The organism is Escherichia sp. WS1265, from assembly GCF_046487585.1.
Taxonomy (GTDB): domain Bacteria; phylum Pseudomonadota; class Gammaproteobacteria; order Enterobacterales; family Enterobacteriaceae; genus Escherichia; species Escherichia coli.
Genome location: NZ_JBJQJE010000005.1, coordinates 55,334 through 82,104 on the forward strand (window position 1 = coordinate 55,334; position 26,771 = coordinate 82,104).

Annotated in this window: 25 protein-coding genes, 1 pseudogene and 1 riboswitch; of the genes and pseudogenes, 10 read left to right on the forward strand and 16 right to left on the reverse strand. The window is 52.3% G+C overall.

Features of this window, described 5'->3' with window-relative positions:
* Window position 1: 1 nt before the first annotated feature.
* From mraY to ilvI, 11 genes and pseudogenes are all read right to left on the reverse strand, one after another.
* The gene (mraY, locus tag ACJHX3_RS06735) at window positions 2-1,084 is read right to left on the reverse strand and encodes a phospho-N-acetylmuramoyl-pentapeptide-transferase (protein WP_000964122.1); all 1,083 of its coding nucleotides are present in this window, start codon (window positions 1,082-1,084) and stop codon (window positions 2-4) included.
* A complete protein-coding gene (gene murF / locus ACJHX3_RS06740) occupies window positions 1,078-2,436 on the reverse strand; it encodes a UDP-N-acetylmuramoyl-tripeptide--D-alanyl-D-alanine ligase (protein WP_000626670.1) in 1,359 nt (452 codons plus the stop codon). Before murF ends, mraY begins: the two co-directional genes overlap by 7 nt.
* On the reverse strand, window positions 2,433-3,920 hold the full coding sequence (gene murE, locus ACJHX3_RS06745) for a UDP-N-acetylmuramoyl-L-alanyl-D-glutamate--2,6-diaminopimelate ligase (protein WP_000775101.1): 1,488 nt from the start codon (window positions 3,918-3,920) through the stop codon (window positions 2,433-2,435). The genes murF and murE overlap by 4 nt, the downstream gene beginning before the upstream one ends.
* Complete coding sequence (ftsI, locus tag ACJHX3_RS06750; RefSeq protein ID WP_000642196.1) at window positions 3,907-5,673, reverse strand: peptidoglycan glycosyltransferase FtsI; 1,767 nt, start codon at window positions 5,671-5,673, stop codon at window positions 3,907-3,909. The genes murE and ftsI overlap by 14 nt, the downstream gene beginning before the upstream one ends.
* A 15-nt stretch (window positions 5,674-5,688) precedes the next feature.
* Window positions 5,689-6,054, reverse strand: a complete 366-nt coding sequence (gene ftsL, locus ACJHX3_RS06755; RefSeq protein ID WP_000625658.1) for a cell division protein FtsL — start codon at window positions 6,052-6,054, stop codon at window positions 5,689-5,691.
* Window positions 6,051-6,992 (reverse strand): 16S rRNA (cytosine(1402)-N(4))-methyltransferase RsmH, encoded by a 942-nt coding sequence (gene rsmH, locus ACJHX3_RS06760; protein WP_000970479.1) that lies wholly within the window; start codon window positions 6,990-6,992, stop codon window positions 6,051-6,053. Before rsmH ends, ftsL begins: the two co-directional genes overlap by 4 nt.
* A gap of 1 nt (window position 6,993) precedes the next feature.
* Window positions 6,994-7,452 (reverse strand): division/cell wall cluster transcriptional repressor MraZ, encoded by a 459-nt coding sequence (gene mraZ / locus ACJHX3_RS06765; protein ID WP_001295770.1) that lies wholly within the window; start codon window positions 7,450-7,452, stop codon window positions 6,994-6,996.
* A gap of 600 nt (window positions 7,453-8,052) precedes the next feature.
* Entirely contained in the window at window positions 8,053-9,057 is a 1,005-nt protein-coding gene (gene cra, locus ACJHX3_RS06770) for a catabolite repressor/activator (protein ID WP_000762401.1), read from the reverse strand.
* Window positions 9,058-9,138: 81 nt separating this feature from the next.
* Window positions 9,139-9,224, reverse strand: a pseudogene (locus ACJHX3_RS06775) (fruR/shl operon leader peptide).
* An 11-nt stretch (window positions 9,225-9,235) separates the two neighbouring features.
* Window positions 9,236-9,727, reverse strand: coding sequence for an acetolactate synthase small subunit (ilvN, locus tag ACJHX3_RS06780; RefSeq protein ID WP_001252744.1), 492 nt, complete (start codon window positions 9,725-9,727; stop codon window positions 9,236-9,238).
* A gap of 2 nt (window positions 9,728-9,729) precedes the next feature.
* Window positions 9,730-11,454: an acetolactate synthase 3 large subunit gene (gene ilvI / locus ACJHX3_RS06785; RefSeq protein ID WP_000425672.1), complete on the reverse strand. Its 1,725-nt coding sequence runs from the start codon at window positions 11,452-11,454 to the stop codon at window positions 9,730-9,732.
* 118 nt (window positions 11,455-11,572) lie between these two features.
* Here ilvI and ACJHX3_RS06790 point away from each other — a divergent pair, with 118 nt between their 5' ends.
* Window positions 11,573-11,617, forward strand: a complete 45-nt coding sequence (locus ACJHX3_RS06790; protein ID WP_128566915.1) for a hypothetical protein — start codon at window positions 11,573-11,575, stop codon at window positions 11,615-11,617.
* Window positions 11,618-11,771: 154 nt separating this feature from the next.
* Here ACJHX3_RS06790 and leuO read toward each other — a convergent pair whose 3' ends face one another.
* The gene (gene leuO / locus ACJHX3_RS06795) at window positions 11,772-12,716 is read right to left on the reverse strand and encodes a transcriptional regulator LeuO (protein ID WP_094321718.1); all 945 of its coding nucleotides are present in this window, start codon (window positions 12,714-12,716) and stop codon (window positions 11,772-11,774) included.
* A gap of 659 nt (window positions 12,717-13,375) precedes the next feature.
* On the opposite strand from leuO, the gene leuL reads away from it, so the two are divergent.
* From leuL to leuD, 5 genes are all read left to right on the forward strand, one after another.
* Window positions 13,376-13,462 carry a leu operon leader peptide gene (gene leuL, locus ACJHX3_RS06800; protein WP_094308462.1) on the forward strand — a complete coding sequence of 29 codons (87 nt, stop codon included), beginning with the start codon at window positions 13,376-13,378 and terminating at the stop codon, window positions 13,460-13,462.
* 92 nt (window positions 13,463-13,554) lie between these two features.
* Entirely contained in the window at window positions 13,555-15,126 is a 1,572-nt protein-coding gene (leuA, locus tag ACJHX3_RS06805) for a 2-isopropylmalate synthase (protein ID WP_094308463.1), read from the forward strand.
* Window positions 15,126-16,217 (forward strand): 3-isopropylmalate dehydrogenase, encoded by a 1,092-nt coding sequence (leuB, locus tag ACJHX3_RS06810; RefSeq protein WP_000042361.1) that lies wholly within the window; start codon window positions 15,126-15,128, stop codon window positions 16,215-16,217. Before leuA ends, leuB begins: the two co-directional genes overlap by 1 nt.
* Before the next feature lie 2 nt (window positions 16,218-16,219).
* Complete coding sequence (gene leuC, locus ACJHX3_RS06815) at window positions 16,220-17,620, forward strand: 3-isopropylmalate dehydratase large subunit (RefSeq protein ID WP_001140667.1); 1,401 nt, start codon at window positions 16,220-16,222, stop codon at window positions 17,618-17,620.
* A 10-nt stretch (window positions 17,621-17,630) separates the two neighbouring features.
* Window positions 17,631-18,236 (forward strand): 3-isopropylmalate dehydratase small subunit, encoded by a 606-nt coding sequence (gene leuD, locus ACJHX3_RS06820; RefSeq protein WP_094308465.1) that lies wholly within the window; start codon window positions 17,631-17,633, stop codon window positions 18,234-18,236.
* 107 nt (window positions 18,237-18,343) lie between these two features.
* Here the strand turns inward: leuD and sgrT are convergent, their stop codons facing one another.
* Window positions 18,344-18,475: a glucose uptake inhibitor SgrT gene (sgrT, locus tag ACJHX3_RS06825; protein WP_001248768.1), complete on the reverse strand. Its 132-nt coding sequence runs from the start codon at window positions 18,473-18,475 to the stop codon at window positions 18,344-18,346.
* Window positions 18,476-18,563: 88 nt separating this feature from the next.
* Here sgrT and sgrR point away from each other — a divergent pair, with 88 nt between their 5' ends.
* Window positions 18,564-20,222, forward strand: coding sequence for a DNA-binding transcriptional regulator SgrR (sgrR, locus tag ACJHX3_RS06830; RefSeq protein WP_001138617.1), 1,659 nt, complete (start codon window positions 18,564-18,566; stop codon window positions 20,220-20,222).
* A 229-nt stretch (window positions 20,223-20,451) separates the two neighbouring features.
* Here sgrR and espY2 read toward each other — a convergent pair whose 3' ends face one another.
* Window positions 20,452-21,021: a T3SS effector EspY2 gene (espY2, locus tag ACJHX3_RS06835; protein WP_000868331.1), complete on the reverse strand. Its 570-nt coding sequence runs from the start codon at window positions 21,019-21,021 to the stop codon at window positions 20,452-20,454.
* A gap of 240 nt (window positions 21,022-21,261) precedes the next feature.
* Window positions 21,262-21,361: riboswitch (TPP riboswitch) on the forward strand.
* A gap of 30 nt (window positions 21,362-21,391) precedes the next feature.
* Between espY2 and thiB the strand changes: the two genes are divergently transcribed.
* From thiB to thiQ, 3 genes are read left to right on the forward strand one after another with little or no spacing between them, the layout of a single operon-like run.
* Window positions 21,392-22,375 carry a thiamine ABC transporter substrate binding subunit gene (gene thiB, locus ACJHX3_RS06840; RefSeq protein WP_001469031.1) on the forward strand — a complete coding sequence of 328 codons (984 nt, stop codon included), beginning with the start codon at window positions 21,392-21,394 and terminating at the stop codon, window positions 22,373-22,375.
* Window positions 22,351-23,961 carry a thiamine/thiamine pyrophosphate ABC transporter permease ThiP gene (gene thiP / locus ACJHX3_RS06845; RefSeq protein ID WP_000235617.1) on the forward strand — a complete coding sequence of 537 codons (1,611 nt, stop codon included), beginning with the start codon at window positions 22,351-22,353 and terminating at the stop codon, window positions 23,959-23,961. The genes thiB and thiP overlap by 25 nt, the downstream gene beginning before the upstream one ends.
* Window positions 23,945-24,643 (forward strand): thiamine ABC transporter ATP-binding protein ThiQ, encoded by a 699-nt coding sequence (thiQ, locus tag ACJHX3_RS06850; protein WP_000916301.1) that lies wholly within the window; start codon window positions 23,945-23,947, stop codon window positions 24,641-24,643. The genes thiP and thiQ overlap by 17 nt, the downstream gene beginning before the upstream one ends.
* Window positions 24,644-24,756: 113 nt before the next feature.
* Here thiQ and ACJHX3_RS06855 read toward each other — a convergent pair whose 3' ends face one another.
* Window positions 24,757-25,521 (reverse strand): DedA family protein, encoded by a 765-nt coding sequence (locus tag ACJHX3_RS06855; RefSeq protein ID WP_094308466.1) that lies wholly within the window; start codon window positions 25,519-25,521, stop codon window positions 24,757-24,759.
* Window positions 25,522-25,606: 85 nt separating this feature from the next.
* Complete coding sequence (gene araC, locus ACJHX3_RS06860) at window positions 25,607-26,485, reverse strand: arabinose operon transcriptional regulator AraC (protein WP_001300811.1); 879 nt, start codon at window positions 26,483-26,485, stop codon at window positions 25,607-25,609.
* Window positions 26,486-26,771 lie beyond the last annotated feature (286 nt).

The window sequence follows — 26,771 nt, forward strand, 5'->3', positions numbered from 1 at the left end:
ATTAACGTACCTTCAGCGTTGCCAGACCAATCAGGACCAGCATCAGCGAAATAATCCAGAAACGTACAATGACGCGCGGTTCCGGCCAGCCTTTCAGTTCATAGTGGTGATGAATCGGTGCCATGCGGAAAATACGTTGTCCGCGCAGTTTAAAGGAGCCGACCTGCAGGATGACGGAAAGTGTTTCTACCACGAACACGCCCCCCATAATCACCAGCAGGAATTCCTGACGCAGCAGTACGGCGATAATACCTAACGCACCACCTAACGCCAGCGAACCGACATCGCCCATAAAGACCTGCGCCGGATAGGTGTTAAACCACAGGAAGCCCAGCCCTGCCCCAACTATCGCGGTACAGACAATGACCAGTTCCCCGGCGTGTCGTAGATACGGTATGTGTAAATAGCTGGCAAAGTTCATGTTGCCGGTCGCCCACGCCACCAGCGCAAAACCACCGGCGACAAATACGGTCGGCATAATTGCCAGACCGTCGAGACCATCAGTCAGGTTTACCGCGTTGCCAGTACCCACAATGACGAAGTAAGCCAGCAGAATGTAGAACAGCCCCAGTTGCGGCATCACATCTTTAAAGAACGGAACCACCAGCTGCGTTGCGGGCGTGTCTTTGCCGGCAAGGTACAGCGCGAAGGCAACACCCAGCGCGATCACCGACATCCAGAAATACTTCCAGCGCGCAATCAGGCCCTTGGTGTCTTTACGCACCACTTTGCGATAGTCATCAACAAAGCCAATGATGCCGTAACCTACCAGCACCACCAGTACGCACCAGACGTACGGATTGGATGGATAAGCCCATAGCAGCACGGAGATCACAATCGCTGTCAGGATCATAATCCCGCCCATGGTCGGCGTACCGCGCTTGCTGAAGTGTGATTCAGGACCGTCGTTACGCACTACCTGACCAAAGGAAAGTTTTTGCAAATGAGCAATCATACGCGGGCCCATCCACAATGAGATGAACAGCGCGGTCAGCAGGCTGACGATGGCGCGAAACGTCAGATAGGAAAAGACGTTAAAGCCGGAATAATATTTGACCAAATGTTCGGCCAGCCAAACTAACATGTCCCATTCTCCTGTAAAGCGCGTACTACCTCTTCCATGGCGGCACTACGTGAACCCTTAACTAAAATCGTAATTACCTGTTGCTCAGCAATCAGTGATTTAATACGCGCGATAAGCGCTGTTTTATCTGCAAAATGTTCGCCAACGCCGCTGGCGGTGCTGATAGCATGGCTTTGTTTACCCACGCTTAACACGCGGTCAATACCAGCAGCTTTTGCCGCCTCGCCCACCTGTACATGGCAGGCTTCGCTTTCAGCGCCCAATTCCGCCATATCGCCCACCACCAGCACGCGGTAGCCCGGCATTTCAGCCAGTACCTGGACTGCTGCGGTCATTGAACCGACATTGGCGTTGTAGGAGTCGTCGAGCAGCAACTGGTTTTCCGCCAGTTGGATGGGGAACAGACGGCCTGGAACAGCTTTCAGATTTGCCAGCCCCGCTTTGATAGCATCAAGCGTTGCGCCCACGGACATGGAGAGCGCAGCGGCTGCCAGCGCATTCGCAATATTGTGACGCCCTGGAAGCGGCAGCAGAACATCGACGCTACCTGTTGGGGTTTGGAGGGTAAATTCCGTACCGTGCGAAGTCACATGGATGTTGGTGGCGGTGAAATCGCTGTTGGCGGCATTGGGTGAGAAACGCCACACTTTGCGTGAGCCAATTACGCTCTGCCAGTTCAGCCAGTCGTTGTTGTCAGCGTTCATGATGGCGATACCGTTTTCCGGCAGGCCGCTAAAGATTTCACCTTTCGCTTTCGCGACACCCGCAAGCGAGCCAAAACCTTCCAGATGTGCCGCTGCCAGGTTGTTGACCAGCGCCGCTTCCGGGCGAGTCAGACTCACAGTCCAGGCAATTTCGCCCTGATGGTTCGCGCCAAGTTCAATAACTGCGAAATCGTATTCCGGCGTTAAGCGCAACAGCGTCATCGGTACACCGATGTCGTTGTTGAGATTGCCTGCCGTATAAAGTGTGTTGCCGCACTGGCTTAAAATTGCCGCCGTCATCTCTTTAACAGAGGTTTTGCCGGAGGAGCCCGTCAGAGCAACCACGCGCGCCGGAACTTGCTGGCGAACCCATGCAGCCAGTTCACCAAACGCCAGACGCGTATCCTTGACGATTAACTGCGGCAGATCGATATCCAGCGGACGGCTGACCAGTAGTGCGCCCGCGCCGCCAGCTTTCGCCTGGTCGGCAAAATCATGAGCATCGAAACGTTCGCCTTTCAGGGCAACAAACAGGCAGCCCGGCGTCAGTTTTCGCGTGTCAGTGGTTACAGCATCAAGGGTGATATCTGCACCTTGCAGTTCACCGTTGAGAATATCGGTAAGTTGGCTAAGGGTTACGCTAATCATGCAATCACCCCCAGCAGACGCGCCACCGTGACGCGATCGGAGTAGTCCAGACGCTGATTGCCAACAATCTGGTAATCCTCATGACCTTTGCCCGCGACCAGTACCACATCATTCTCTTTAGCCTGCATAACGGCGCAAGTCACCGCTTCAGCACGGCCTTCCATCACTTTGGCATGTCCGGCATCTAACATTCCCGCCAGAATATCGTTGATAATGGCACGCGGTTCTTCGGTACGCGGGTTATCGTCCGTTACCACCGCCACGTCAGCGAACTCTTCAGCAATTGCGCCCATCAGTGGACGTTTGCCTTTATCACGATCGCCACCACAGCCAAAGACGCACCACAGCTTGCCCGTACAGTGCAGGCGCGCCGCCTGTAAGGCTTTTTCCAGTGCATCTGGCGTATGCGCGTAATCCACCACCACCGTCGGTTTGCCTGGTGCAGTGAACACTTCCATACGTCCGCAAACCGGTTGCAGACGCGCGGCGGTTTTCAGCAGCTCAGCCAGTGGATAGCCCAGCGCCAGCAGCGTCGCCAGCGCCAGCAGCAAGTTGCTGACGTTAAAAGCGCCCATCAGATGGCTTTCAATTTCGCCATCGCCCCAGCTTGAGCTAAAGCGAATCGTCGCACCGCTGTCGTGATAGTTCACGTCGGTCGCTTTCAACCAGCGTCCGTGACAGTTCGGATTGATATGATCTTCCATTGACACCGCAACCGCGTCTGGCAGTTTTGCCAGCCAGCGGCGACCCACTTCATCGTCGGCGTTAACAATCGCCTGACCGCAATGATGTGCAGAATAAAGCAGCCATTTCGCAGCTTCGTAGTGTTCCATATCACCATGATAATCAAGGTGATCGCGGCTTAAGTTGGTAAAGACCGATGCCGCAAATTTCAATGCCGCCACACGGTGCTGTACCAGCCCGTGGGAGGAAACTTCCATTGCGCAAAAAGTCGCGCCCTGATCCACCAGCCCCGCCAGCTCATGCTGAACATCGACTGCCGAACCGGTGGTATTTTCTGTCGGGATCACTTTCCCCAGCAGGCCGTTACCAACGGTGCCCATTACCGCGCTGGTTTCGCCAAGCAGTTGGCTCCACTGTGCCAGCAGCTGGGTCGTCGTGGTTTTGCCGTTGGTGCCCGTTACGCCTACAAGACGTAAATTGTCAGAGGGTTCATGGTAAAAGCGGCCCGCCAGTGCAGATAAACGCTCGTTGAGCTGGCTGAGATAGATGACCGGTACGCCGTGCATTTCACGGATTTCACCGTCGGTCGCCTCATCTTTCGCCTCTGCAATAATGGCAGCCACACCTTGCGCTATCGCCTGCGGGATATATCGACGCCCGTCCGCCTGATGACCTACTACAGCTACAAAGAGATCGCCCGCCGCAGCCACACGGCTGTCGAGTGTCATCTCTCGCAGTGCTCGCGAAGGTGCGTCTGGCACCCACGGAGCAAGAAGGTCGCGCAAATTACGATCTGCCACCTGTCCCCTCGCCTTGATTAATCACAAATTCATTTTTATCGCCCGTTGTCAGCGCATCCGGCTCGATGTTCATGGTACGCAATACGCCGCCCATGATGGCACCAAAGACCGGCGCGGAAACGGCGCCGCCGTAGTATTTACCCGCCTGCGGATCGTTGATAACAACAACCAGCGCGAAGCGCGGCTGACTCGCAGGCGCAACGCCTGCGGTATAAGCAATATATTTATTGATGTAGCGACCGTCCGGCCCGACCTTTTTCGCGGTACCGGTTTTAATGGCGATACGATAGCCCTTAATCGCCGCCTTCACGCCGCCACCACCCGGTAGCGCCACGCTTTCCATCATATGCACCACGGTGCGAACAATGGATTCCGGGAAGACTCGTTCACCGGGAACCGGGGGGTCAACTTTGGTAATCGACAGTGGGCGATAAATGCCGTAGCTGCCGATAGTTGCGTAGACTCGCGCTAACTGTAACGGTGTTACCATTAGCCCGTAGCCGAAAGAGAAGGTGGCCCTCTCTATGTCAGACCACCGTTGTTTTTGAGGATATAAGCCACTGCGTTCTCCGACCAACCCCAAATTGGTCGCTTTTCCCAGTCCAAAACGTGAGTAAGTATCTACTAACGCTGAGGACGGCATCGCTAACGCCAGCTTGGAAACACCGACGTTACTCGACTTCTGTAATACCCCGGTCAGGGTTAATTCGCTGTAGCGTGCCACGTCTTTGATTTCGTGGCCGTTAATTCGATAAGGAATGGTATTGAGTACCGAGTTTTCCCGCACTACGCCACGTTGCAACGCGGTCATCACCACCATCGGTTTAACCGTTGAACCCGGTTCAAACACGTCAGTGATGGTACGGTTACGCATCGCCTCTTTCGGCGTGCCACTCAGATTGTTTGGGTTGTATGACGGGCTGTTAGCCATCGCCAGCACTTCACCGGTGTTGACATCCACCAGCACGGCGCTACCAGATTCAGCTTTGTTAAAGGCCACCGCGTTGTTCAGTTCGCGATAAACCAGCGCCTGCAGGCGTTCATCAATACTCAGCGCCAGGTTGTGCGCCGCCTGACTGTCGGTGGAAGAGATATCTTCAATTACGCGACCATAGCGGTCTTTACGCACAATGCGCTCACCCGGCTGCCCGGTAAGCCATTTATCGAAACTCTTCTCGACGCCCTCAATCCCCTGACTATCGACGTTAGTAAAGCCGATGAGGTGAGCAGTCACTTCGCCGGATGGATAATAACGGCGAGATTCTTCACGCAGATGAATCCCCGGCAGTTTCAGTTTTTTGATGTAGTCCGCCATGTCAGGGTTTACCTGACGCGCCAGATAAATAAAGCGCCCTTTCGGGTTGGCGTTAATGCGGGCTGAAAGCTGATCCAGCGGAATATTAAGCGCGTTAGCCAGCGCCTTCCAGCGATCACCGACGCTGATACCGCCAGCGTCATGTACTTCTTTCGGGTCAGCCCAAATCGCTTTTACCGGCACGCTCACCGCTAACGGGCGACCAGAACGGTCAGTAATCATGCCGCGGGAGGTGGAAACTTGCTGAACGCGAAGAGAACGCATGTCGCCCTCTTTTACCAGCATATCCGGAGAGATAACTTGTAACCACGCTACGCGTCCGAGCAGAAAAGCCAGCGCCAGGAGAATACAGCCGCATAACAACGCAAAACGCCAACTGATAAAGTTGGCATGTTCTTCCTGACGTTTTGGTTTCTGCGTTTTCGCCGCTGCTTTCATGCGTCGCGTTTATCCTTATTTTTGCACTACGATATTTTCTTGTGACGGATCAACATGCTGCATTTGCAGCTTTTCCGTGGCGATCCTTTCCACCCGGCTATGGTCGCCGAGCGCATTCTCTTCAAGGATCAGGTTGCGCCATTCAATGTCTAAAGCATCTCGCTCCAGCACCAGTTGTTCGCGCTGAGCGGTCAGTAAACGGGTATGGTGCGCCGTGGTTACCACAGTCACCGCCGTCAAAATAATGCAAATGAACAGGCAGAGTGGCAGCTTCCCAAATCGCAAAAGATCGTCACCGATAACACCAGGCAATGCATGGCGCTCGTGGCTTCCCATCGATCCTTTAACTTTGCTTAGAGCTTCTGTCACTCTGCTGATCATGCGTTCGTCCTCTCTGCAATACGCAGAACTGAACTACGGGCACGAGGGTTCTCAGCCACCTCTTCTTCGCCCGGCATTAACTTGCCTAGTGCTCGCAGCTGACGGCCACCCAGTTTTTTGAGCTGCTCTTCAGTCATCGGTAACCCTGCCGGAACTTGCGGACCGCGGCTGTTTTCACGCATAAAACGTTTCACAATACGGTCTTCCAGCGAGTGGAAGCTGATGATCGAAAGCCGCCCACCCGGGGCCAGCACGTTGAGCGAGCTTTTTAGCGCCTGCTCTATCTCCTCCAGTTCACTGTTTACCCAAATGCGCACCGCCTGGAAGGTCCGAGTCGCGGGATGTTTAAACTTATCTTTCACCGGCGTTGCAGCAGCCACGACTTCCGCCAGTTCTTTGGTGCGGGTCATCGGCTGTTCGCGGTTACGCTCGACAATGGCGCGGGCAATGCGTTTGGCAAAACGCTCTTCACCATAGGTTTTCAATACCCAGGCGATATCGGCTTCTTCTGCGGTTTGTAGCCATTCAGCGGCTGACTGCCCACGGGTTGGGTCCATACGCATGTCCAGCGGACCATCGCGCATAAAGGAAAAGCCGCGTTCAGCATCATCAAGTTGCGGTGAAGAGACGCCAAGATCGAGGAGAATGCCGTCGATCTTGCCGATAAGATCGCGCTCGGCAACATATTCGCCCAGCGCGGAGAAAGGTCCGTGGATGATGGAGAAGCGCGGATCATCAATAGTCTTCGCAACGGCGATAGCCTGCGGGTCGCGATCGATCGCCAGCAAACGCCCCTCTTCGCCAAGCTGCGAGAGGATCAGACGTGAGTGACCACCGCGACCAAAAGTCCCATCAATGTAGATGCCATCAGGACGGATATTGAGGCCATTAACGGCTTCATCCAGCAGCACCGTAGTATGTTTATAGTTTTCCATCATTTTATAGAGACAAGTCCTGCAGTCGCTCTGATAAGTCTCCAGTAGCCAACTGCTCTGCGTCGATATCTTCCTTGACCTGTTGATGCCAGGTTGTTTCATCCCACAGCTCAAACTTGTTGAACTGTCCAACCAGCATCACTTCTTTTGTCAGCCCGGCATGTTGCCGCAGTACTGGCGCGATTAACAATCGACCTGCGCCATCCATCTGACATTCGCTGGCATGACCTAACAGTAGGCGCTGCACACGGCGCTCAACCGGGTTCATGCTCGACAGACGCGATAATTTTTGCTCGATAATTTCCCATTCAGGCAGGGGGTAAAGCAGCAGGCACGGGTGATGAATGTCAATGGTGCAAACCATTTGACCGGCAGCGTTCTCAAGCAGCTGCTCCCGATAACGGGTAGGCACTGATAAGCGCCCTTTGCTGTCGAGATTGACTAACGTTGCTCCCCGGAACATGCCAGCCTCACCCCTTATTCCCACTTTGCCCCACAATTTCCCACTGAAAGGAGTTTACGGAGCGGAGGAAAAGCTTGTCAAGCCAGTCACAAGGCATACCGAGGTAAAAAACCCGATGTTTACGGCTAATATCAGCGTTGTTTATTTTACGTCCAACGTGCGAAGCAAATTAACGTTATGAATAGCTGTAAGAAAAAATCCCTCATCGTCATCACCGTTTTAAAATGACTCACTATTTTCCACAGCAAATATAAAGTGTCAGTTTGCGACGCGAGCGGCATTTTAGGACATATCTTCCCCGGTTAACAGTCCCTGTTGCGTCTGTGTGGCGCTTGATGCCAGCGGGTTTGCGCAAAAGCAAAGAAAAGTGTTTGTTAAATCGGCAATTCATCTCTGCATGTAACAAAATAATGCAAAAACGCGCTATCGATATCACTTAATTATTGTGAATTTCAGCTGGTGAGGTAATTAACGGGCAGGTTTAAAAGCATTTATCAATAATAGCCAGGAATAGTCTTATTTACTTTAAGGATATTGATGTCCATTCCGTACTCAACGCGCCAGAGAGAAATTCACCTGGCGCGTATTTTTGTTCGCGGCTTAGCTACGGCTGAGCACGCCGCGGCGATAGAGATTACGTTTAATGCGCGTTAAACCAGGTTTTGGCTTACGCGGTTCGTCCAGGCTTGCCAGGACAATCTCCAGCACACGCTCTGCGACATCGCGGTGACGTTGAGCCACTGCCAGCACCGGGCACTGTAAGAAGTCGAGCAGTTCGTTATCGCCAAAGGTGGCAATTGCCAGGTCAGAAGGCAGTTTGCCGTCACGACGTAGCGTGACATCCATCACCCCTTGCAACAACGCAAACGACGTTGTGAACAGTGCCTGCGGCATCGGATGCGTTTCCAGCCATTTTTCGAATAACTGGGCAGCCGCCTCCCGCTCATAGCTGTTGGCATAAAGGAAATGCACTTCGCGAGGATCATCTTTCCAGGCAGTACGGAAACCTTGTTCACGCAGGAAGCTGACAGAAAGCTCCGGCAGCGCGCCAAGATAAAGTACCGTCTCGGCGGGAAACTTACGTAACTCTTCCGCCAGCATTTCGGCATCATCCTGATCGGCACCAACCACGCTGGTGAAGTGTTCACGATCGAGGGCGCGGTCCAGCGCGACAATCGGGAACGGGTCGTTAGCCCAGCGTTGATAAAAAGGATGCTCAGGTGGCAACGACGTCGAAACAATAATGGCATCAACCTGACGCTGTAAAAGGTGCTCAATGCAGCGCATTTCGTTGTCGGGCTGATCTTCCGAGCAGGCAATCAGCAGTTGATAACCCCTTTGCCGCGCCTGGCGTTCAAGATAGTTAGCGATGCGGGTATAGCTGGTGTTCTCCAGATCGGGGATCACAAGACCAATAGAACGTGTGCGTCCAGCACGAAGCCCAGCTGCCACGGCGTTCGGGTGGTAATTGTGCTCACGCACCACAGCCATGACTTTTTCAACGGTTTTGTCGCTCACACGGTATTGCTTCGCTTTGCCGTTAATAACATAGCTTGCAGTGGTCCGCGACACTCCCGCCAGCCGAGCGATTTCATCCAGTTTCACAATTGCCCCTTGCGTAAAATGTAAAAACCATAGCCATTGTACTGGTATGGGTTAAATTCATTAACATCTAAGCGCAGAAAATTAACTGCGGCAACTGCTTTTATTCCAGGTTCCCACTGATTTCGCAAAAAAGCCCAACGTGACATGTTGGGCTGCAAATTGCGCATTGAGATCATTCTCAACGCATTATTTTATCGCCGCGCGAAAGTCCGACTACACCAGAGCGAGCAACTTCCACAATTTTCGCCACATCGCGAATCGATGCTAAAAATGCATCAAGCTTATCACTGGTGCCTGCTAATTGAACGGTATAAAGCGAGGGTGTGACATCAATAATTTGCCCACGGAATATTTCCGTATTACGTTTCACTTCGTCACGCCCGTAGCCGCTGGCCTGAATTTTCACCAGCATGATTTCCCGCTCAACATGCGCGCCCTGCCCCAACTCACTCACGCGCAAGACATCGACCAGCTTGTGTAATTGCTTTTCGATCTGCTCAAGTACTTTTTCATCGCCCACGGTCTGGATGGTCATACGCGATAATGTCGGATCGTCGGTTGGCGCAACGGTCAGGCTTTCAATGTTGTAGCCACGCTGGGAAAAAAGGCCAATCACGCGGGATAACGCGCCTGATTCATTTTCGAGTAAGACTGATAATATCCGGCGCATAATCAGGTTCTCTCCGTTTTGCTTAACCACATTTCATCCATTCCGCCCCCGCGAATCTGCATCGGGTAGACGTGCTCACTGCCATCGACGGTAACATCAACAAACACCAGGCGATTATTGCGCACCTGTTCCAGCGCCTCGCTAAGTTTGCTTTCCAGTTCTTGCGGATGAGAGATCTGGATCCCGACGTGACCATAGGCTTCCGCCAGACGAACGAAATCGGGTAGTGACTGCATATAAGATTGTGAATGACGGCCGGAATAGATCATGTCTTGCCACTGTTTTACCATCCCCAGATAGCGGTTATTGAGATTCACCACCAGTACGGGCAACTCGTATTGCAACGCGGTAGACAGTTCCTGAATGTTCATCTGAATACTGCCGTCGCCAGTGACGCAAACCACGGTTTCTTCTGGCAACGCCATTTTGACGCCCAGTGCCGCAGGTAAACCAAAACCCATCGTGCCGAGGCCGCCAGAGTTGATCCAGCGACGCGGTTTGTCGAATGGATAATAAAGCGCAGCAAACATCTGGTGCTGCCCGACATCGGACGTCACGTAAGCGTCCCCCTTCGTCAACCGCCAAAGAGTCTCGATCACCGCCTGCGGTTTAATCTTTTCACTGTAAGAGTCATATTTCAGGCACTGACGAGCCCGCCACTGTTCAATCTGCTGCCACCAGTCGCGGATCTCATCCAGCGGTTGATGGACGGATTCTTGCGACAGGAGTTCAAGCATTTGTTCGAGGACCTGGCGAGCATCCCCCACAATCGGGATATCAGCAGTCACGGTTTTAGAAATGGAAGTAGGATCAATATCGATATGCAGAACCGTGGCATTTGGGCAGTACTTCGCCAGATTGTTCGTCGTTCGGTCATCAAAACGTACCCCGACGGCAAAAATCACATCCGCGTTATGCATCGTCATATTAGCTTCGTAGGTGCCGTGCATTCCCAGCATGCCCAGTGCCTGACGATGCGTTGCCGGAAACGCCCCCAGCCCCATTAATGAGGAAACAACGGGCAGATTCAACGCCTCCACCGTTTCTTTTAGCTGCTGATGACAGCCCGCCGTGATTGCCCCACCGCCTACATAGACAACCGGTTTTTTTGCCGCCACCAGCGTTTGCAGAGCACGCTTAATTTGCCCTTTATGTCCGGTAGTAGTGGGATTGTAAGATCGCATACTGACCGACTCCGGCCAGACATAGGGTAATTTGTTCGCCGGATTAAGAATATCTTTGGGTAAATCAACGACCACGGGCCCAGGGCGACCACTTGCCGCCAGCCAGAAAGCCTTTTTCAGCACCTGCGGAATGTCTTCCGTTTGCTTAACCAGAAAACTGTGTTTAACCACCGGGCGAGAAATCCCCACCATGTCGCACTCCTGAAAGGCATCGTAGCCTATCAACGAGGTCGCTACCTGCCCGGAAAGGACAACTAATGGAATGGAATCCATATAAGCGGTGGCGATGCCGGTAATCGCATTGGTCGCCCCTGGACCCGACGTTACCAGCACGACGCCGACTTCCCCGGTCGCGCGCGCCAAGCCATCGGCCATATGCACCGCCGCCTGCTCATGACGAACTAATACATGATCAATACCACCCACGGTATGCAATGCATCATAAATATCAAGGACTGCGCCTCCGGGATAACCGAATACTTGTTTAACGCCCTGATCGATAAGCGATCGGACGACCATCTCGGCTCCAGACAACATCTCCATGGCCTGCCTCACTGTTTGACGGAAAAAATGTGTAAAACACATTAACCGTCCGATCTTGCTTAAGCAATTGGCAGCCAGAGACATAAACGCAGGGTAATAAGAATAAACAGGAGGAAAGGTGAAAAGAAACGATAAAATCCTCCATTACGAAGGATTAAATTGATAATAAATCGGCTGAATCCCACAACTTACAGCAATTTCTCTATTTTTTTAATTAATCCTAAAATAGAGAGTCCACACATTCAGGATAAAATTCTACATTTAATAAAAAATGCAGAATAAACCAGACATTGATGTCTGACCTATTCTGCATTCAGTTAGCGTTTGCAAATTGAGACTAATTGCTCTTCCATCCACTGATGGCCTTTATCGCGCCCGGCAGCTTCATGCCAGGAGAGATAACAGGTTCTGCTGTTTTGTTTTAACGGCAGCGGTAATACCTGTAACTCTAAGGATTCAGCGAACTCTTCAGCCAGCCAACGCGGCGCAATAGCGACCAGATGCGTTTGCGACACCACGCTAAGTACGCTCATCATTGCCATGCCCTGATACGCGATACTGGCTTGCTTATCTACCGTGTCATACCACGGTTGACTAAATGACGCGAAACGATCGAGCGAAATCGCCGCATGTTGTTCGTTATAAACATCATGTTTCAGTAACGGGCCTTTAATTGTTGGATGATTTTTGCTGGCTACCAGCACCATTTCATCTTTAAATAATGGCACGCTGGTAAATTCAGGACGATGGAAGTCTTCATAACTAATCACAAACTCCGTTTCCTGATAACGCAGCTGATGTTCAGTGTTCTGATTTAATGAAGACTTGAACATAACATGTATATTTGGCGCAATCTGCTCAATGTGATTATAAATCTGCGAGGTCAGAATGCTGTCTAACGGGCTGCAAACACAAAGATGAAATACACGTTCACTGCTCGCGGGTTCAAAACCTGAACCAGGCAATTCATTTTGTACTAGTTGCAATGCCTGACGAACTGAACCAAAAAGTTGAAATGCGCGAGCAGTCGGTTGAATACCACGGCCATAACGAACAAAAAGCTCGTCATTAAACATCACCTTCAGGCGTGCAACAGCGTTACTGACCGCAGGTTGCGACATTCCCAGAACATGAGCGGCACGGGTAATGTTTTGCTCCTGCATCACGGCATCGAAAACGGTTAATAAGTTGAGATCGACCATGCGTAGCTGTGGCTTGCTTAACTCCGCCGTCTCTGGATGATCTGTTTGTACCTCTGGCATACTTAACTCCACTGTCACACTTAACTCCCTTTCCCTTATTGGAATGCAGAGAAATAATCCTCGAGAATATGATTTATCATGCATATAAAATAAGAAAAAGGAAAATGAGTAAAATTAGGAAAACATAAAGATACGGGTTCTGATAAAAACAGAATCCACTGCCGAGCAAAGAGTCATTTACCACAGCATAATAATCCATAATGTTTTTGTTGCGAAAACAATCTAATCATAACTACCACGAATACTCAATCATCCACAAAATGGATTAAATGTGCTTTTTTAATAATTAATTTATATGTTTAATGCATTAATTCTTAACATTAATTGATCAATAATATTCACCAAATGAATATCAAAAAATTCGCAAAACATATAATTCAATACAAATCATCAGGATAGGTTTTGTAACGCGTGCATTTTATCCCCCCTTTCCCTCGTCGATTAGATGCAAAAATTTATTCTGAAATATGTCAACCGATGAAAAGCAGCGGTGGTTAAGCAGAAATTAATATCGCTTGTTTTAACCACCGCAGCACAATTAGCTAATTTGACGGATGCAGAACTCATGCTGGCGGGACGTTTTTATTGCGTCAGGGTTGACATCCGTTTTTGTATCCAGTAACTCTAAAAGCATATCGCATTCATCTGGAGCTGATTTAATGACTCACATCGTTCGCTTTATCGGTCTACTACTACTAAACGCATCTTCTTTGCGCGGTAGACTGGTGAGCAGCATTCAGAATTAAGTCAGCACTCAGTCAAACAAAAAACCCGCGCCATTGCGCGGGTTTTTTTATGCCCGAAGCGAGGCGCTCAAAAAGAGACAAGGACCCAAACCATGAGCCAGCAAGTCATTATTTTCGATACCACATTGCGCGACGGTGAACAGGCGTTACAGGCAAGCTTGAGTGTGAAAGAAAAACTGCAAATTGCGCTGGCCCTTGAGCGTATGGGTGTTGACGTGATGGAAGTCGGGTTCCCCGTCTCTTCGCCGGGTGATTTTGAATCGGTGCAAACCATCGCTCGCCAGGTCAAAAACAGCCGCGTATGTGCGTTAGCTCGCTGCGTGGAGAAAGATATTGACGTGGCAGCTGAATCTCTGAAAGTCGCCGAAGCCTTCCGGATTCATACCTTTATTGCCACTTCGCCAATGCACATTGCCACCAAGCTGCGTAGCACGCTGGACGAGGTGATCGAACGCGCTATCTATATGGTGAAACGCGCCCGTAACTACACCGATGATGTTGAATTTTCTTGCGAAGATGCCGGACGCACCCCAATTGCCGATCTGGCGCGAGTGGTCGAAGCGGCGATTAATGCCGGTGCCACCACCATCAACATTCCGGACACCGTGGGCTACACCATGCCATTTGAGTTCGCAGGAATCATCAGCGGCCTGTATGAACGCGTGCCTAACATCGACAAAGCCATTATTTCCGTACATACCCACGACGATTTGGGCCTGGCGGTCGGCAACTCACTGGCGGCGGTACATGCCGGTGCACGCCAGGTGGAAGGTGCAATGAACGGGATCGGCGAACGCGCCGGTAACTGTTCGCTGGAAGAAGTCATCATGGCGATCAAAGTTCGTAAGGATATTCTCAACGTCCACACCGCCATTAATCACCAGGAGATATGGCGCACCAGCCAGTTAGTTAGCCAGATTTGTAATATGCCGATCCCGGCGAACAAAGCCATTGTTGGCAGCGGCGCATTCGCACACTCCTCCGGTATCCACCAGGATGGCGTGCTGAAAAACCGCGAAAACTACGAAATCATGACACCAGAATCTATTGGTCTGAACCGAATCCAGCTGAATCTGACCTCTCGTTCGGGGCGTGCGGCGGTGAAACATCGCATGGATGAGATGGGGTATAAAGAAAGTGAATATAATTTAGACAATTTGTACGATGCTTTCCTGAAGCTGGCGGACAAAAAAGGTCAGGTGTTTGATTACGATCTGGAGGCGCTGGCCTTCATCGGTAAGCAGCAAGAAGAGCCAGAGCATTTCCGTCTGGATTACTTCAGCGTGCAGTCAGGTTCTAACGATATTGCCACTGCCGCCGTCAAACTGGCCTGCGGCGAAGAAGTCAAAGCAGAAGCCGCCAACGGTAACGGCCCGGTCGATGCCGTCTATCAGGCGATAAACCGCATCACTGACTATAACGTCGAACTGGTGAAATACAGCCTGACCGCCAAAGGTCACGGTAAAGATGCGCTGGGTCAGGTGGATATTGTCGCCAACTACAACGGTCGCCGCTTCCACGGCGTCGGCCTGGCCACCGATATTGTCGAGTCCTCCGCCAAAGCCATGGTGCACGTACTTAACAATATCTGGCGTGCCACAGAAGTCGAAAAAGAGTTGCAACGCAAAGCTCAACACAACGAAAACAACAAGGAAACCGTGTGATGTCGAAGAATTACCATATTGCCGTATTGCCGGGGGACGGTATTGGTCCGGAAGTGATGACCCAGGCGCTGAAAGTGCTGGATGCTGTGCGCAACCGCTTTGCGATGCGTATCACCACCAGCCATTACGATGTAGGCGGCGCAGCCATTGATAACCACGGGCAGCCGCTGCCGCCTGCGACGGTTGAAGGTTGTGAGCAAGCCGATGCCGTTCTGTTTGGCTCGGTAGGCGGCCCGAAGTGGGAACATTTGCCGCCAGACCAGCAACCAGAACGCGGCGCACTGTTGCCTTTGCGTAAGCACTTCAAATTATTCAGCAATCTGCGTCCGGCAAAACTGTATCAGGGGCTGGAAGCATTCTGTCCGCTGCGTGCTGACATTGCCGCTAACGGCTTCGACATCCTGTGCGTGCGCGAACTGACCGGCGGCATCTATTTCGGTCAGCCAAAAGGCCGCGAAGGTAGCGGACAATATGAAAAAGCGTTTGATACCGAGGTGTATCACCGTTTTGAGATTGAACGTATCGCCCGCATCGCGTTTGAATCTGCTCGTAAACGTCGCCATAAAGTGACGTCTATCGACAAAGCCAACGTGCTGCAATCCTCTATTTTATGGCGGGAGATCGTTAACGAGATCGCCACGGAATACCCGGATGTCGAACTGGCGCATATGTACATCGACAACGCCACCATGCAGCTGATTAAAGATCCATCACAGTTTGACGTTCTGCTGTGCTCCAACCTGTTTGGCGACATTCTGTCTGACGAGTGCGCAATGATCACTGGCTCAATGGGGATGTTGCCTTCCGCCAGCCTGAACGAACAAGGTTTTGGTCTGTATGAACCGGCAGGCGGCTCCGCACCAGATATCGCAGGCAAAAATATCGCCAACCCGATTGCACAAATCCTGTCGCTGGCACTGCTGCTGCGCTACAGCCTGGATGCCGATGATGCGGCTTCCACCATTGAACGCGCCATTAACCGCGCATTAGAAGAAGGCATTCGCACCAGGGATTTGGCCCGTGGCGCTGCCGCCGTTAGTACCGATGAAATGGGCGATATCATTGCCCGCTATGTGGCAGAAGGGGTGTAATCATGGCTAAAACGTTATACGAAAAATTGTTCGACGCTCACGTAGTGTACGAAGCCGAAAACGAAACCCCGCTGTTATATATCGACCGCCACCTGGTGCATGAAGTGACCTCACCGCAGGCGTTCGATGGTCTGCGCGCCCACGGTCGCCCGGTACGTCAGCCGGGGAAAACCTTCGCCACCATGGATCACAACGTCTCAACTCAGACTAAAGACATTAATGCCTGCGGTGAAATGGCGCGCATCCAGATGCAGGAGCTGATCAAAAACTGCAAAGAATTTGGCGTCGAGTTGTATGACCTGAATCACCCGTATCAGGGGATCGTCCACGTAATGGGGCCGGAACAGGGCGTCACATTGCCGGGGATGACCATCGTCTGCGGCGACTCGCATACCGCCACTCACGGCGCGTTTGGCGCACTGGCCTTTGGTATCGGCACTTCCGAAGTTGAACACGTACTGGCAACGCAAACCCTGAAACAGGGTCGTGCGAAGACCATGAAAATTGAAGTCCAGGGCAAAGCCGCGCCAGGCATTACCGCGAAAGATATCGTGCTGGCGATTATCGGTAAAACCGGCAGCGCAGGCGGCACCGGGCATGTGGTGGAGTTTTGCGGCGAAGCAATCCGTGATTTAAGCATGGAAGGTCGTATGACCCTGTGCAATATGGCAATCGAAATGGGCGCGAAAGCCGGTCTGGTTGCACCGGACGAAACTACCTTTAACTATGTCAAAGGCCGTCTGCATGCGCCGAAAGGCAATGATTTCGACGACGCCGTTGCCTACTGGAAAACCCTGCAAACCGACGAAGGCGCAACTTTCGATACCGTTGTCACTTTGCAGGCAGAAGAGATTTCGCCGCAGGTCACCTGGGGCACCAACCCAGGCCAGGTGATTTCCGTGAACGACAACATTCCCGATCCGGCTTCGTTTGCCGATCCGGTTGAACGCGCGTCGGCAGAAAAAGCGCTGGCCTATATGGGGTTGAAACCGGGTATTCCGCTGACCGAAGTGGCTATCGACAAAGTGTTTATCGGTTCCTGCACTAACTCGCGTATTGAAGATTTACGCGCGGCGGCTGAAATCGCCAAAGGGCGGAAAGTCGCGCCAGGCGTGCAGGCACTGGTGGTTCCCGGCTCTGGCCCGGTAAAAGCGCAGGCAGAAGCGGAAGGTCTGGACAAAATCTTTATTGAAGCTGGTTTTGAATGGCGTTTACCCGGCTGCTCAATGTGTCTGGCGATGAACAACGATCGCCTGAATCCGGGTGAGCGTTGTGCCTCCACCAGCAACCGTAACTTTGAAGGCCGCCAGGGGCGTGGAGGGCGCACGCATCTGGTCAGCCCGGCAATGGCTGCCGCTGCTGCTGTGACCGGACATTTCGCCGACATTCGCAACATTAAATAAGGAGCACACCATGGCAGAGAAATTTATCAAACACACAGGCCTGGTGGTTCCGCTGGATGCCGCCAATGTCGATACCGATGCAATCATCCCGAAACAGTTTTTGCAGAAAGTGACCCGTACAGGTTTTGGCGCGCATCTGTTTAACGACTGGCGTTTTCTGGATGAAAAAGGCCAACAGCCAAACCCGGACTTCGTGCTGAACTTCCCGCAGTATCAGGGCGCTTCCATTTTGCTGGCGCGGGAAAACTTCGGCTGTGGCTCCTCGCGTGAGCACGCGCCTTGGGCATTGACTGACTACGGTTTTAAAGTAGTGATTGCGCCGAGTTTTGCTGACATCTTCTACGGCAATAGCTTTAACAACCAGCTGCTGCCGGTGAAATTAAGCGATGCAGAAGTGGACGAACTGTTTGCGCTGGTGAAAGCCAATCCGGGGATTCATTTTGATGTAGACCTGGAAGCGCAAGAGGTGAAAGCGGGAGAGAAAATCTATCGCTTTACCATTGATGCCTTCCGCCGCCACTGCATGATGAATGGTCTGGACAGCATTGGCCTGACCCTGCAGCACGACGACGCTATTGCGTCTTATGAAGAGAAGCAACCGGCATTTATGCGTTAGTTTGTAAACCGTTCGGCACTCAATCGCCAAAAAGAAAAAAGCCAGCAGATAATCACTGCTGGCGTGGCGATTAACACCAATACTCAGTCACACATGATGTCCGCAAATCAGTAGTCAGAATGACTCCCCTCCCACTGCATCAGTTCTTCAAGCATAGTTAATCGTTGTGGGACGCTTAACCAACGCAACCAGCACAACTTCGCTGTCGCGGTAAAATAGTGCTGATAAAACTGACGCATGGGGCACCTCCTTGCTTCATCGTTAGGAATTATTGACTTAATATAGGGAAAATAAAATTGCTGACTTTTGCGCAGGAGTTCCCCTTTTATGCCATCTGCTCGTCTGCAACAACAGTTCATCCGCCTGTGGCAATGCTGCGAGGGTAAATCGCAGGACACGACGCTCAACGAACTGGCAGCGTTATTGAGCTGCTCGCGTCGTCATATGCGCACCCTGCTCAACACCATGCAGGATCGCGGCTGGCTGACGTGGGAAGCGGAAGTCGGGCGCGGCAAACGCTCGCGTCTGACATTCCTCTATACCGGGCTGGCGCTTCAGCAACAGCGAGCAGAGGACCTGCTGGAGCAGGATCGTATCGATCAACTAGTGCAGTTGGTTGGCGACAAAGCGACTGTGCGGCAAATGCTGGTTTCTCATCTGGGCCGCAGCTTCCGCCAGGGGCGACACATCCTGCGCGTGCTCTACTATCGTCCATTGCGTAATCTGCTACCTGGCAGTGCATTGCGCCGTTCCGAAACCCATATCGCCCGGCAAATCTTCAGTTCGCTAACGCGCATAAATGAGGAAAATGGGGAACTGGAGGCAGACATCGCCCACCACTGGCAGCAAATTTCACCGCTTCACTGGCGTTTCTTTTTGCGTCCAGGAGTCCATTTTCATCATGGTCGTGAACTTGACATGGACGACGTGATCGCCTCTTTAAAACGAATCAATACGCTGCCGCTCTATTCGCATATTGCTGACATTGTGTCGCCGACGCCCTGGACGCTGGATATCCATCTCACGCAACCGGACCGCTGGTTACCGTTACTACTGGGGCAAGTTCCGGCGATGATCCTGCCGCGCGAATGGGAAACCCTCAGCAACTTTGCCAGCCATCCCATCGGAACGGGTCCGTATGCGGTGATCCGCAACAGCACCAATCAACTGAAAATTCAGGCATTCGATGACTTCTTCGGTTACCGGGCATTAATCGACGAAGTTAACGTCTGGGTTCTGCCGGAAATTGCCGACGAGCCAGCCGGAGGTCTGATGCTAAAAGGTCCACAGGGCGAGGAAAAAGAGATTGAAAGCCGCCTGGAGGAAGGTTGCTACTATTTACTTTTCGACAGCCGCACCCATCGCGGGGCGAATCAGCAAGTCAGGGACTGGGTAAGCTATGTGCTTTCTCCAACTAATCTGGTCTATTTCGCTGAGGAACAGTACCAGCAACTGTGGTTCCCGGCTTATGGACTGCTCCCCCGTTGGCACCATGCCCGCACCATAAAGAGCGAAAAACCGGCTGGCCTGGAAAGCCTCACCCTGACCTTTTATCAGGATCACAGTGAGCATCGGGTGATTGCCGGGATCATGCAGCAGATTCTGGCAAGTCACCAGGTCACGCTGGAAATCAAAGAGATCAGCTACGATCAGTGGCATGAAGGAGAGATCGAGAGCGATATCTGGCTTAACAGCGCCAACTTTACGCTGCCGCTGGATTTTTCGCTGTTCGCGCACTTGTGCGAGGTGCCGCTGCTCCAACACTGTATTCCGATCGACTGGCAAGCCGACGCCGCCCGCTGGCGCAATGGCGAAATGAACCTGGCGAACTGGTGCCAGCAACTGGTCGCCAGCAAAGCAATGGTGCCACTTATCCACCACTGGCTGATCATTCAGGGGCAACGCAGTATGCGCGGCCTGCGTATGAACACCCTCGGCTGGTTCGATTTTAAATCAGCGTGGTTTGCGCCGCCGGATCCAGAGTAGCTCACGCCTTTTGGCGGTCATGAGCGCGTTTTTTATATTCAGACGGAATGAATAAAATACATTACTTTTATATTTTCTCTGTTTTATGCATCGTCTGATTAGCGTCGCAAATAAGATTAAAGAAGGGGCATTCCAGCCCCTCTTTCATATTCTGAGTTAATCAATAACGGCGCAGTCTGGCCTTGTTCTGGCCGGAACGGTCAGCTTTTTCAGGTTAACCTCGCACAGGTCAGTCATACCATCTGCTATTGTTCATTTCAGCATTGCTCAGGTCAACCTCGAGACGGTCAATACCACTAATGACAACCCCGTTAAAGTAAGCATTACTCAGATCAATGCACCCGGTCCTGGTGTTCTCTTTCATCTGCAACTCCAGAGTAAATATCGCCTCATCGCCAATAAAAAAACTGACTCTTAACGTATCTCCTGACGAGAGTGAGGCCTTCGCGGCCATATTTTCCGGATCTATTGCATGTTCTTTGAGTTTATTAAAATTTATCAGCCAGTGGGTAAACTTATCACGCGCATCCCCATCGACAGCCCCGGTAAAGTATTTTGAGTAGTCATCACTATTATGGAAATAAAATGCATCCTTCAGAATTTGCCTTGCCGCAGTCTGGGAATGTTTATCTGACCGGAAGAGATTGCGTAACGTCTCCCATAGCTCTTCAAAGATATTCATATTCTCGGACTTTTTGACCAGGTTAACCATCCTCATAATCTGAGAATGAGTAAGGCCTGGATCTTTAGTGGTATTACTAGCAGAGATACTAATCTGTTCTGGGTTTCTTACTTTCATGCTGATAGCTCCACTCTGAGTTAAAAACTCAGAATAAGCGTCCTGAATAAGAATACTGTCAAAAATCGCTCATTCACGCAATAAGCCGTTGCATTACCGATTTTGACTGTGCTAAGGGATTCTTTCGGTTCAAAGCTTCCCAGCTATGCAAATACGTCCTTGATAGCTGAACGAATATTGGCTTTTTTAATACGCCTTCTCTATGGATTGCTGGTTGATAACAAAATCACTACACTAACGCCGTTCTCAACGGGGTGCCACGCAGACGCGTGCGCTGAGAAAATACCCGTCGAACCTGATCCGGATAACGCCGGCGAAGGGATTTGAGGCTCCTTCTCAAGTCCTTTGCCACTCTTTTTTGAGGTGCAAAGTGTTAAAAAAATGTCTGCCCCTGCTGTTGCTGTGCACAGCGCCCGTTTTCGCTAAACCCGTTCTGACCGTCTACACCTACGACTCCTTCGCCGCCGACTGGGGTCCAGGTCCGGTGGTTAAAAAAGCCTTTGAAGCCGACTGTAATTGCGAACTGAAACTGGTGGCGCTGGAAGATGGCGTTTCGCTTCTCAACCGTCTACGGATGGAAGGCAAAAACAGCAAAGCCGATGTGGTGCTGGGGCTGGATAACAATCTGTTAGATGCCGCCAGCAAAACCGGGCTGTTTGCTAAAAGCGGTGTGGCAGCGGATGCCGTTAACGTTCCCGGCGGCTGGAATAATGACACTTTCGTCCCGTTTGATTACGGCTATTTCGCCTTCGTCTATGACAAGAACAAACTGAAAAATCCGCCGCAAAGCCTGAAAGAGCTTGTTGAGAGCGATCAAAACTGGCGGGTGATTTATCAGGATCCGCGCACCAGCACGCCGGGGCTGGGTCTGCTGTTGTGGATGCAAAAAGTCTATGGCGATGACGCCCCACAAGCCTGGCAGAAACTGGCGAAGAAAACGGTCACGGTCACCAAAGGCTGGAGCGAAGCCTACGGCCTGTTTTTAAAAGGTGAAAGCGATCTGGTACTGAGTTACACCACCTCTCCGGCTTATCACATTCTCGAAGAGAAGAAAGATAACTACGCCGCCGCGAACTTCAGCGAAGGTCACTATTTGCAAGTGGAAGTCGCCGCCCGCACCGCTGCCAGCAAGCAGCCAGAGCTGGCGCAAAAATTCCTCCAGTTTATGGTTTCTCCGGCTTTTCAGAATGCGATCCCAACCGGCAACTGGATGTATCCGGTGGCAAACGTCACGCTGCCTGCCGGTTTTGAACAATTGACCAAACCGGCAACCACGCTGGAGTTCACGCCAGCCGAGGTAGCGGCACAACGTCAGGCATGGATTAGCGAATGGCAACGCGCCGTCAGCCGTTAATTCCCGGCTGGTTAATTCCAGGAATAAGCGCCGCCACGCTGGTGGTGGCGGTTGCGCTGGCGGCGTTTCTTGCCCTGTGGTGGAACGCGCCGCAGGGTGACTGGTCGGCAGTCTGGCAGGACAGCTATCTGTGGCATGTGGTGCGCTTCTCCTTCTGGCAGGCGTTTCTCTCTGCGCTGCTCTCTGTCGTGCCCGCGATATTCCTCGCCCGCGCCCTCTACCGCAGGCGCTTTCCGGGTCGGCTGGCGCTGTTGCGTCTGTGCGCCATGACCTTGATCCTCCCGGTGCTGGTTGCTGTTTTCGGCATTCTTAGCGTCTATGGTCGCCAGGGCTGGCTGGCATCACTCTGCCAATCGCTCGGTCTGGAGTGGACCTTTTCGCCCTACGGCCTGCAAGGCATTTTGCTGGCCCATGTGTTTTTTAATCTGCCGATGGCTAGCCGTTTATTACTCCAGGCACTGGAAAACATTCCCGGCGAACAACGTCAACTTGCCGCCCAGCTTGGGATGCGTGGCTGGCACTTCTTTCGTTTCGTCGAATGGCCGTGGTTACGGCGACAAATCCCGCCAGTTGCTGCGCTTATCTTTATGCTCTGTTTCGCCAGCTTCGCCACCGTGTTGTCGCTGGGGGGCGGTCCGCAGGCGACCACTATCGAACTGGCTATTTATCAGGCGCTGAGTTACGACTACGATCCTGCCCGCGCGGCGATGCTGGCGCTGATCCAGATGGTGTGTTGCCTTGGGCTGGTGCTGCTGAGTCAGCGATTGAGTAAGGCCATTGCGCCCGGCACTACGCTGCTGCAAGGCTGGCGCGACCCGGACGATCGTCTGCATAGCCGCATTTGCGACACGGTGTTAATTGTGCTGGCGCTGCTGCTGTTGCTACCACCGTTACTGGCGGTGATCGTCGATGGGGTAAATCGCCAGTTGCCGGAAGTGCTGGCGCAGCCGGTGTTGTGGCAGGCGCTGTGGACCTCGTTGCGTATTGCGCTGGCGGCAGGCGTATTATGCGTAGTGCTGACCATGATGCTGCTATGGAGCAGTCGCGAACTGCGGGCGCGGCAAAAAATGCTGGCCGGTCAGGCGCTGGAGATGAGCGGCATGTTGATCCTCGCCATGCCGGGGATTGTGCTGGCTACGGGCTTCTTTTTACTGCTCAACAACACTATCGGCCTGCCGCAATCTGCTGACGGCATTGTGATTTTCACCAATGCGTTAATGGCGATCCCTTATGCGCTGAAGGTGCTGGAAAACCCGATGCGCGATATCACCGCGCGTTACAGTATGTTGTGTCAGTCGCTGGGCATTGAAGGCTGGTCACGCTTAAAAGTGGTGGAGCTGCGCGCCCTGAAACGCCCACTGGCGCAGGCACTGGCCTTTGCTTGTGTGCTATCGATTGGTGATTTTGGCGTGGTGGCGTTGTTCGGTAACGATGATTTCCGCACCCTGCCGTTTTATCTCTACCAGCAAATTGGCTCCTATCGCAGCCAGGACGGCGCGGTCACCGCGTTAATTCTGCTGCTACTCTGTTTTCTGCTGTTTACTGTGATTGAAAAACTACCGGGGCGAAATGTTAAAACTGACTGATATCACCTGGCTTTACCACCATTTGCCGATGCGTTTTAGCTTAACGGTGGAACGGGGCGAGCAGGTGGCGATCCTCGGGCCAAGCGGCGCGGGTAAAAGTACCCTGCTGAATTTGATCGCCGGTTTTCTGACGCCAGCCAGCGGTTCGCTGACTATCGACGGCGTTGATCACACCACGACGCCGCCGTCACGCCGTCCGGTGTCGATGCTGTTTCAGGAGAACAACCTGTTCAGTCACCTGACGGTCGCGCAGAACATCGGGTTGGGGCTTAATCCAGGATTGAAGCTGAACACGGCACAGCAGGAGAAAATGCACGCTATCGCCCGCCAGATGGGGATTGATAATTTAATGGCGCGATTACCGGGCGAGCTTTCTGGCGGTCAACGACAGCGCGTGGCGTTAGCGCGTTGTCTGGTGCGCGAACAGCCGATTTTATTGCTCGATGAACCGTTCTCTGCGCTCGATCCGGCGCTACGTCAGGAGATGCTAACGCTAGTGAGCACGAGCTGCCAACAGCAAAAAATGACGTTATTGATGGTGTCGCACAGTGTGGAAGATGCTGCGCGGATTGCCACGCGCTCGGTGGTAGTCGCCGACGGGCGCATCGCCTGGCAGGGTATGACCAATGAGTTGTTGAGCGGTAAGGCGAGTGCTTCGGCACTATTGGGGATTACGGGTTAGTATGCACTGTCGGATGCGGCGTGAACGCCTTATCCGACCTACGGACAGTGCGTTTTGTAGGCCTGATAAGACGCGGCAAGCGTCGCATCAGGCAACCCGCACAAGGCTATCCCCTAAACCCCAACCACTTTACGCAAAATATCGATATACACCGGCATCAACGGGTGGCGAATTAACACCACCAGCGCCACCACGCCGATGGCAGAAATCAACGGCGTCAGCCACAACAAACGACCGCGCGACAAATAATGACTTAAACGATCGGTTGCTTTGCCGCTGCGCCATAACCGCCAGCACAGCCAGCCCCCAACCCACAAAAATACCGCCGTCGCCAGCAGCAACCATTTAAACTCGCCACTCTGCATTCCGGCAGGAATATCAATCGCCGCACCCGCCAGAATCCCTGGCAGGAAGTAAAACGGCGGCCACAGCAGGCAGCCGATAATATTCGGCGTGATAAATTTCGCCACCGGGAGATCCAGCATTCCCGCCACCATTGGCACCAGCGGACGCGTTGGGCCGACAAAACGACCGACCAGAATGGTAAACATGCTGTGTTGATGCAACGCATGTTCAGTTTTATCAAGTAGTGCTTTGTTTTTCTTAAGAAATGACCAGCGATGCAACGGCTTTTTAAAACGCCAGCCCAGCCAGAAGGAGATCCAGTCGCCCAGCAGGCAACCGACAATCCCCGCCATCCACGCGTGCCAGAAGCTTAACTCGCCGCTGCCAATCAGCGCCCCCAGTCCCGCCATTATCACCGTACCGGGTAAAATCAAACCGACCAGCGCCAGCGACTCCAGAAAGGCCACCAACACCACCGCTATCAATGAATACACGGTGGATTGGGTAATAAAGTGTTCCAGCAATGCTTGCATAATGTGCCTGTCAAATGGACGAAGCAGGGATTCTGCAAACCCTATGCTACTCCGTCAAGTCGTCAATTGTCTGATTCGTTACCAATTATGACAACTTGACGGCTACATCATTCACTTTTTCTTCACAACCGGCACGGAACTCGCTCGGACTGGCCCCGGTGCATTTTTTAAATACTCGCGAGAAATAGAGTTGATCGTCAAAACCAACATTGCGACCGACGGTAGCAATAGGCATCCGGGTGGTGCTCAAAAGCAGCTTCGCCTGACTAATGCGTTGGTCCTCGCGCCAGCTTAAGACGCTAATTCCTAACTGCTGGCGGAACAGATGCGACAGACGCGACGGCGACAGGCAAACATGCTGTGCGACGCTGGCGATATCAAAATTGCTGTCTGCCAGGTGATCGCTGATGTACTGACAAGCCTCGCGTACCCGATTATCCATCGGTGGATGGAGCGACTCGTTAATCGCTTCCATGCGCCGCAGTAACAATTGCTCAAGCAGATTTATCGCCAGCAGCTCCGAATAGCGCCCTTCCCCTTGCCCGGCGTTAATGATTTGCCCAAACAGGTCGCTGAAATGCGGCTGGTGCGCTTCATCCGGGCGAAAGAAACCCGTATTGGCAAATATTGACGGCCAGTTAAGCCATTCATGCCAGTAGGCGCGCGGACGAAAGTAAACCCACTGGTGATACCATTCGCGAGCCTCCGGATGACGACCGTAGTGATGAATCTCTCCTGGCGGGAACAGCAAAATATCACCCGGTCGGCAGACAAATTCTCGTCCCTGATTTTTCACCACCCCCTGGCCGCGTATGGTGAGATTGAGAATATAACCCTTCATTCCCAGTGGTCGGTCGATAAAAAAATCGAGATAACCGTTGGCCTCAATCGGCGTTAAACCCGCCACCAGATGGGCGTTAAACGAGTATCCCGGCAGCAGGGGATCATTTTGCGCTTCAGCCATACTTTTCATACTCCCGCCATTCAGAGAAGAAACCAATTGTCCATATTGCATCAGACATTGCCGTCACTGCGTCTTTTACTGGCTCTTCTCGCTAATCCAACCGGTAACCCCGCTTATTAAAAGCATTCTGTAACAAAGCGGGACCAAAGCCATGACAAAAACGCGTAACAAAAGTGTCTATAATCACGGCAGAAAAGTCCACATTGATTATTTGCACGGCGTCACACTTTGCTATGCCATAGCATTTTTATCCATAAGATTAGCGGATCCTACCTGACGCTTTTTT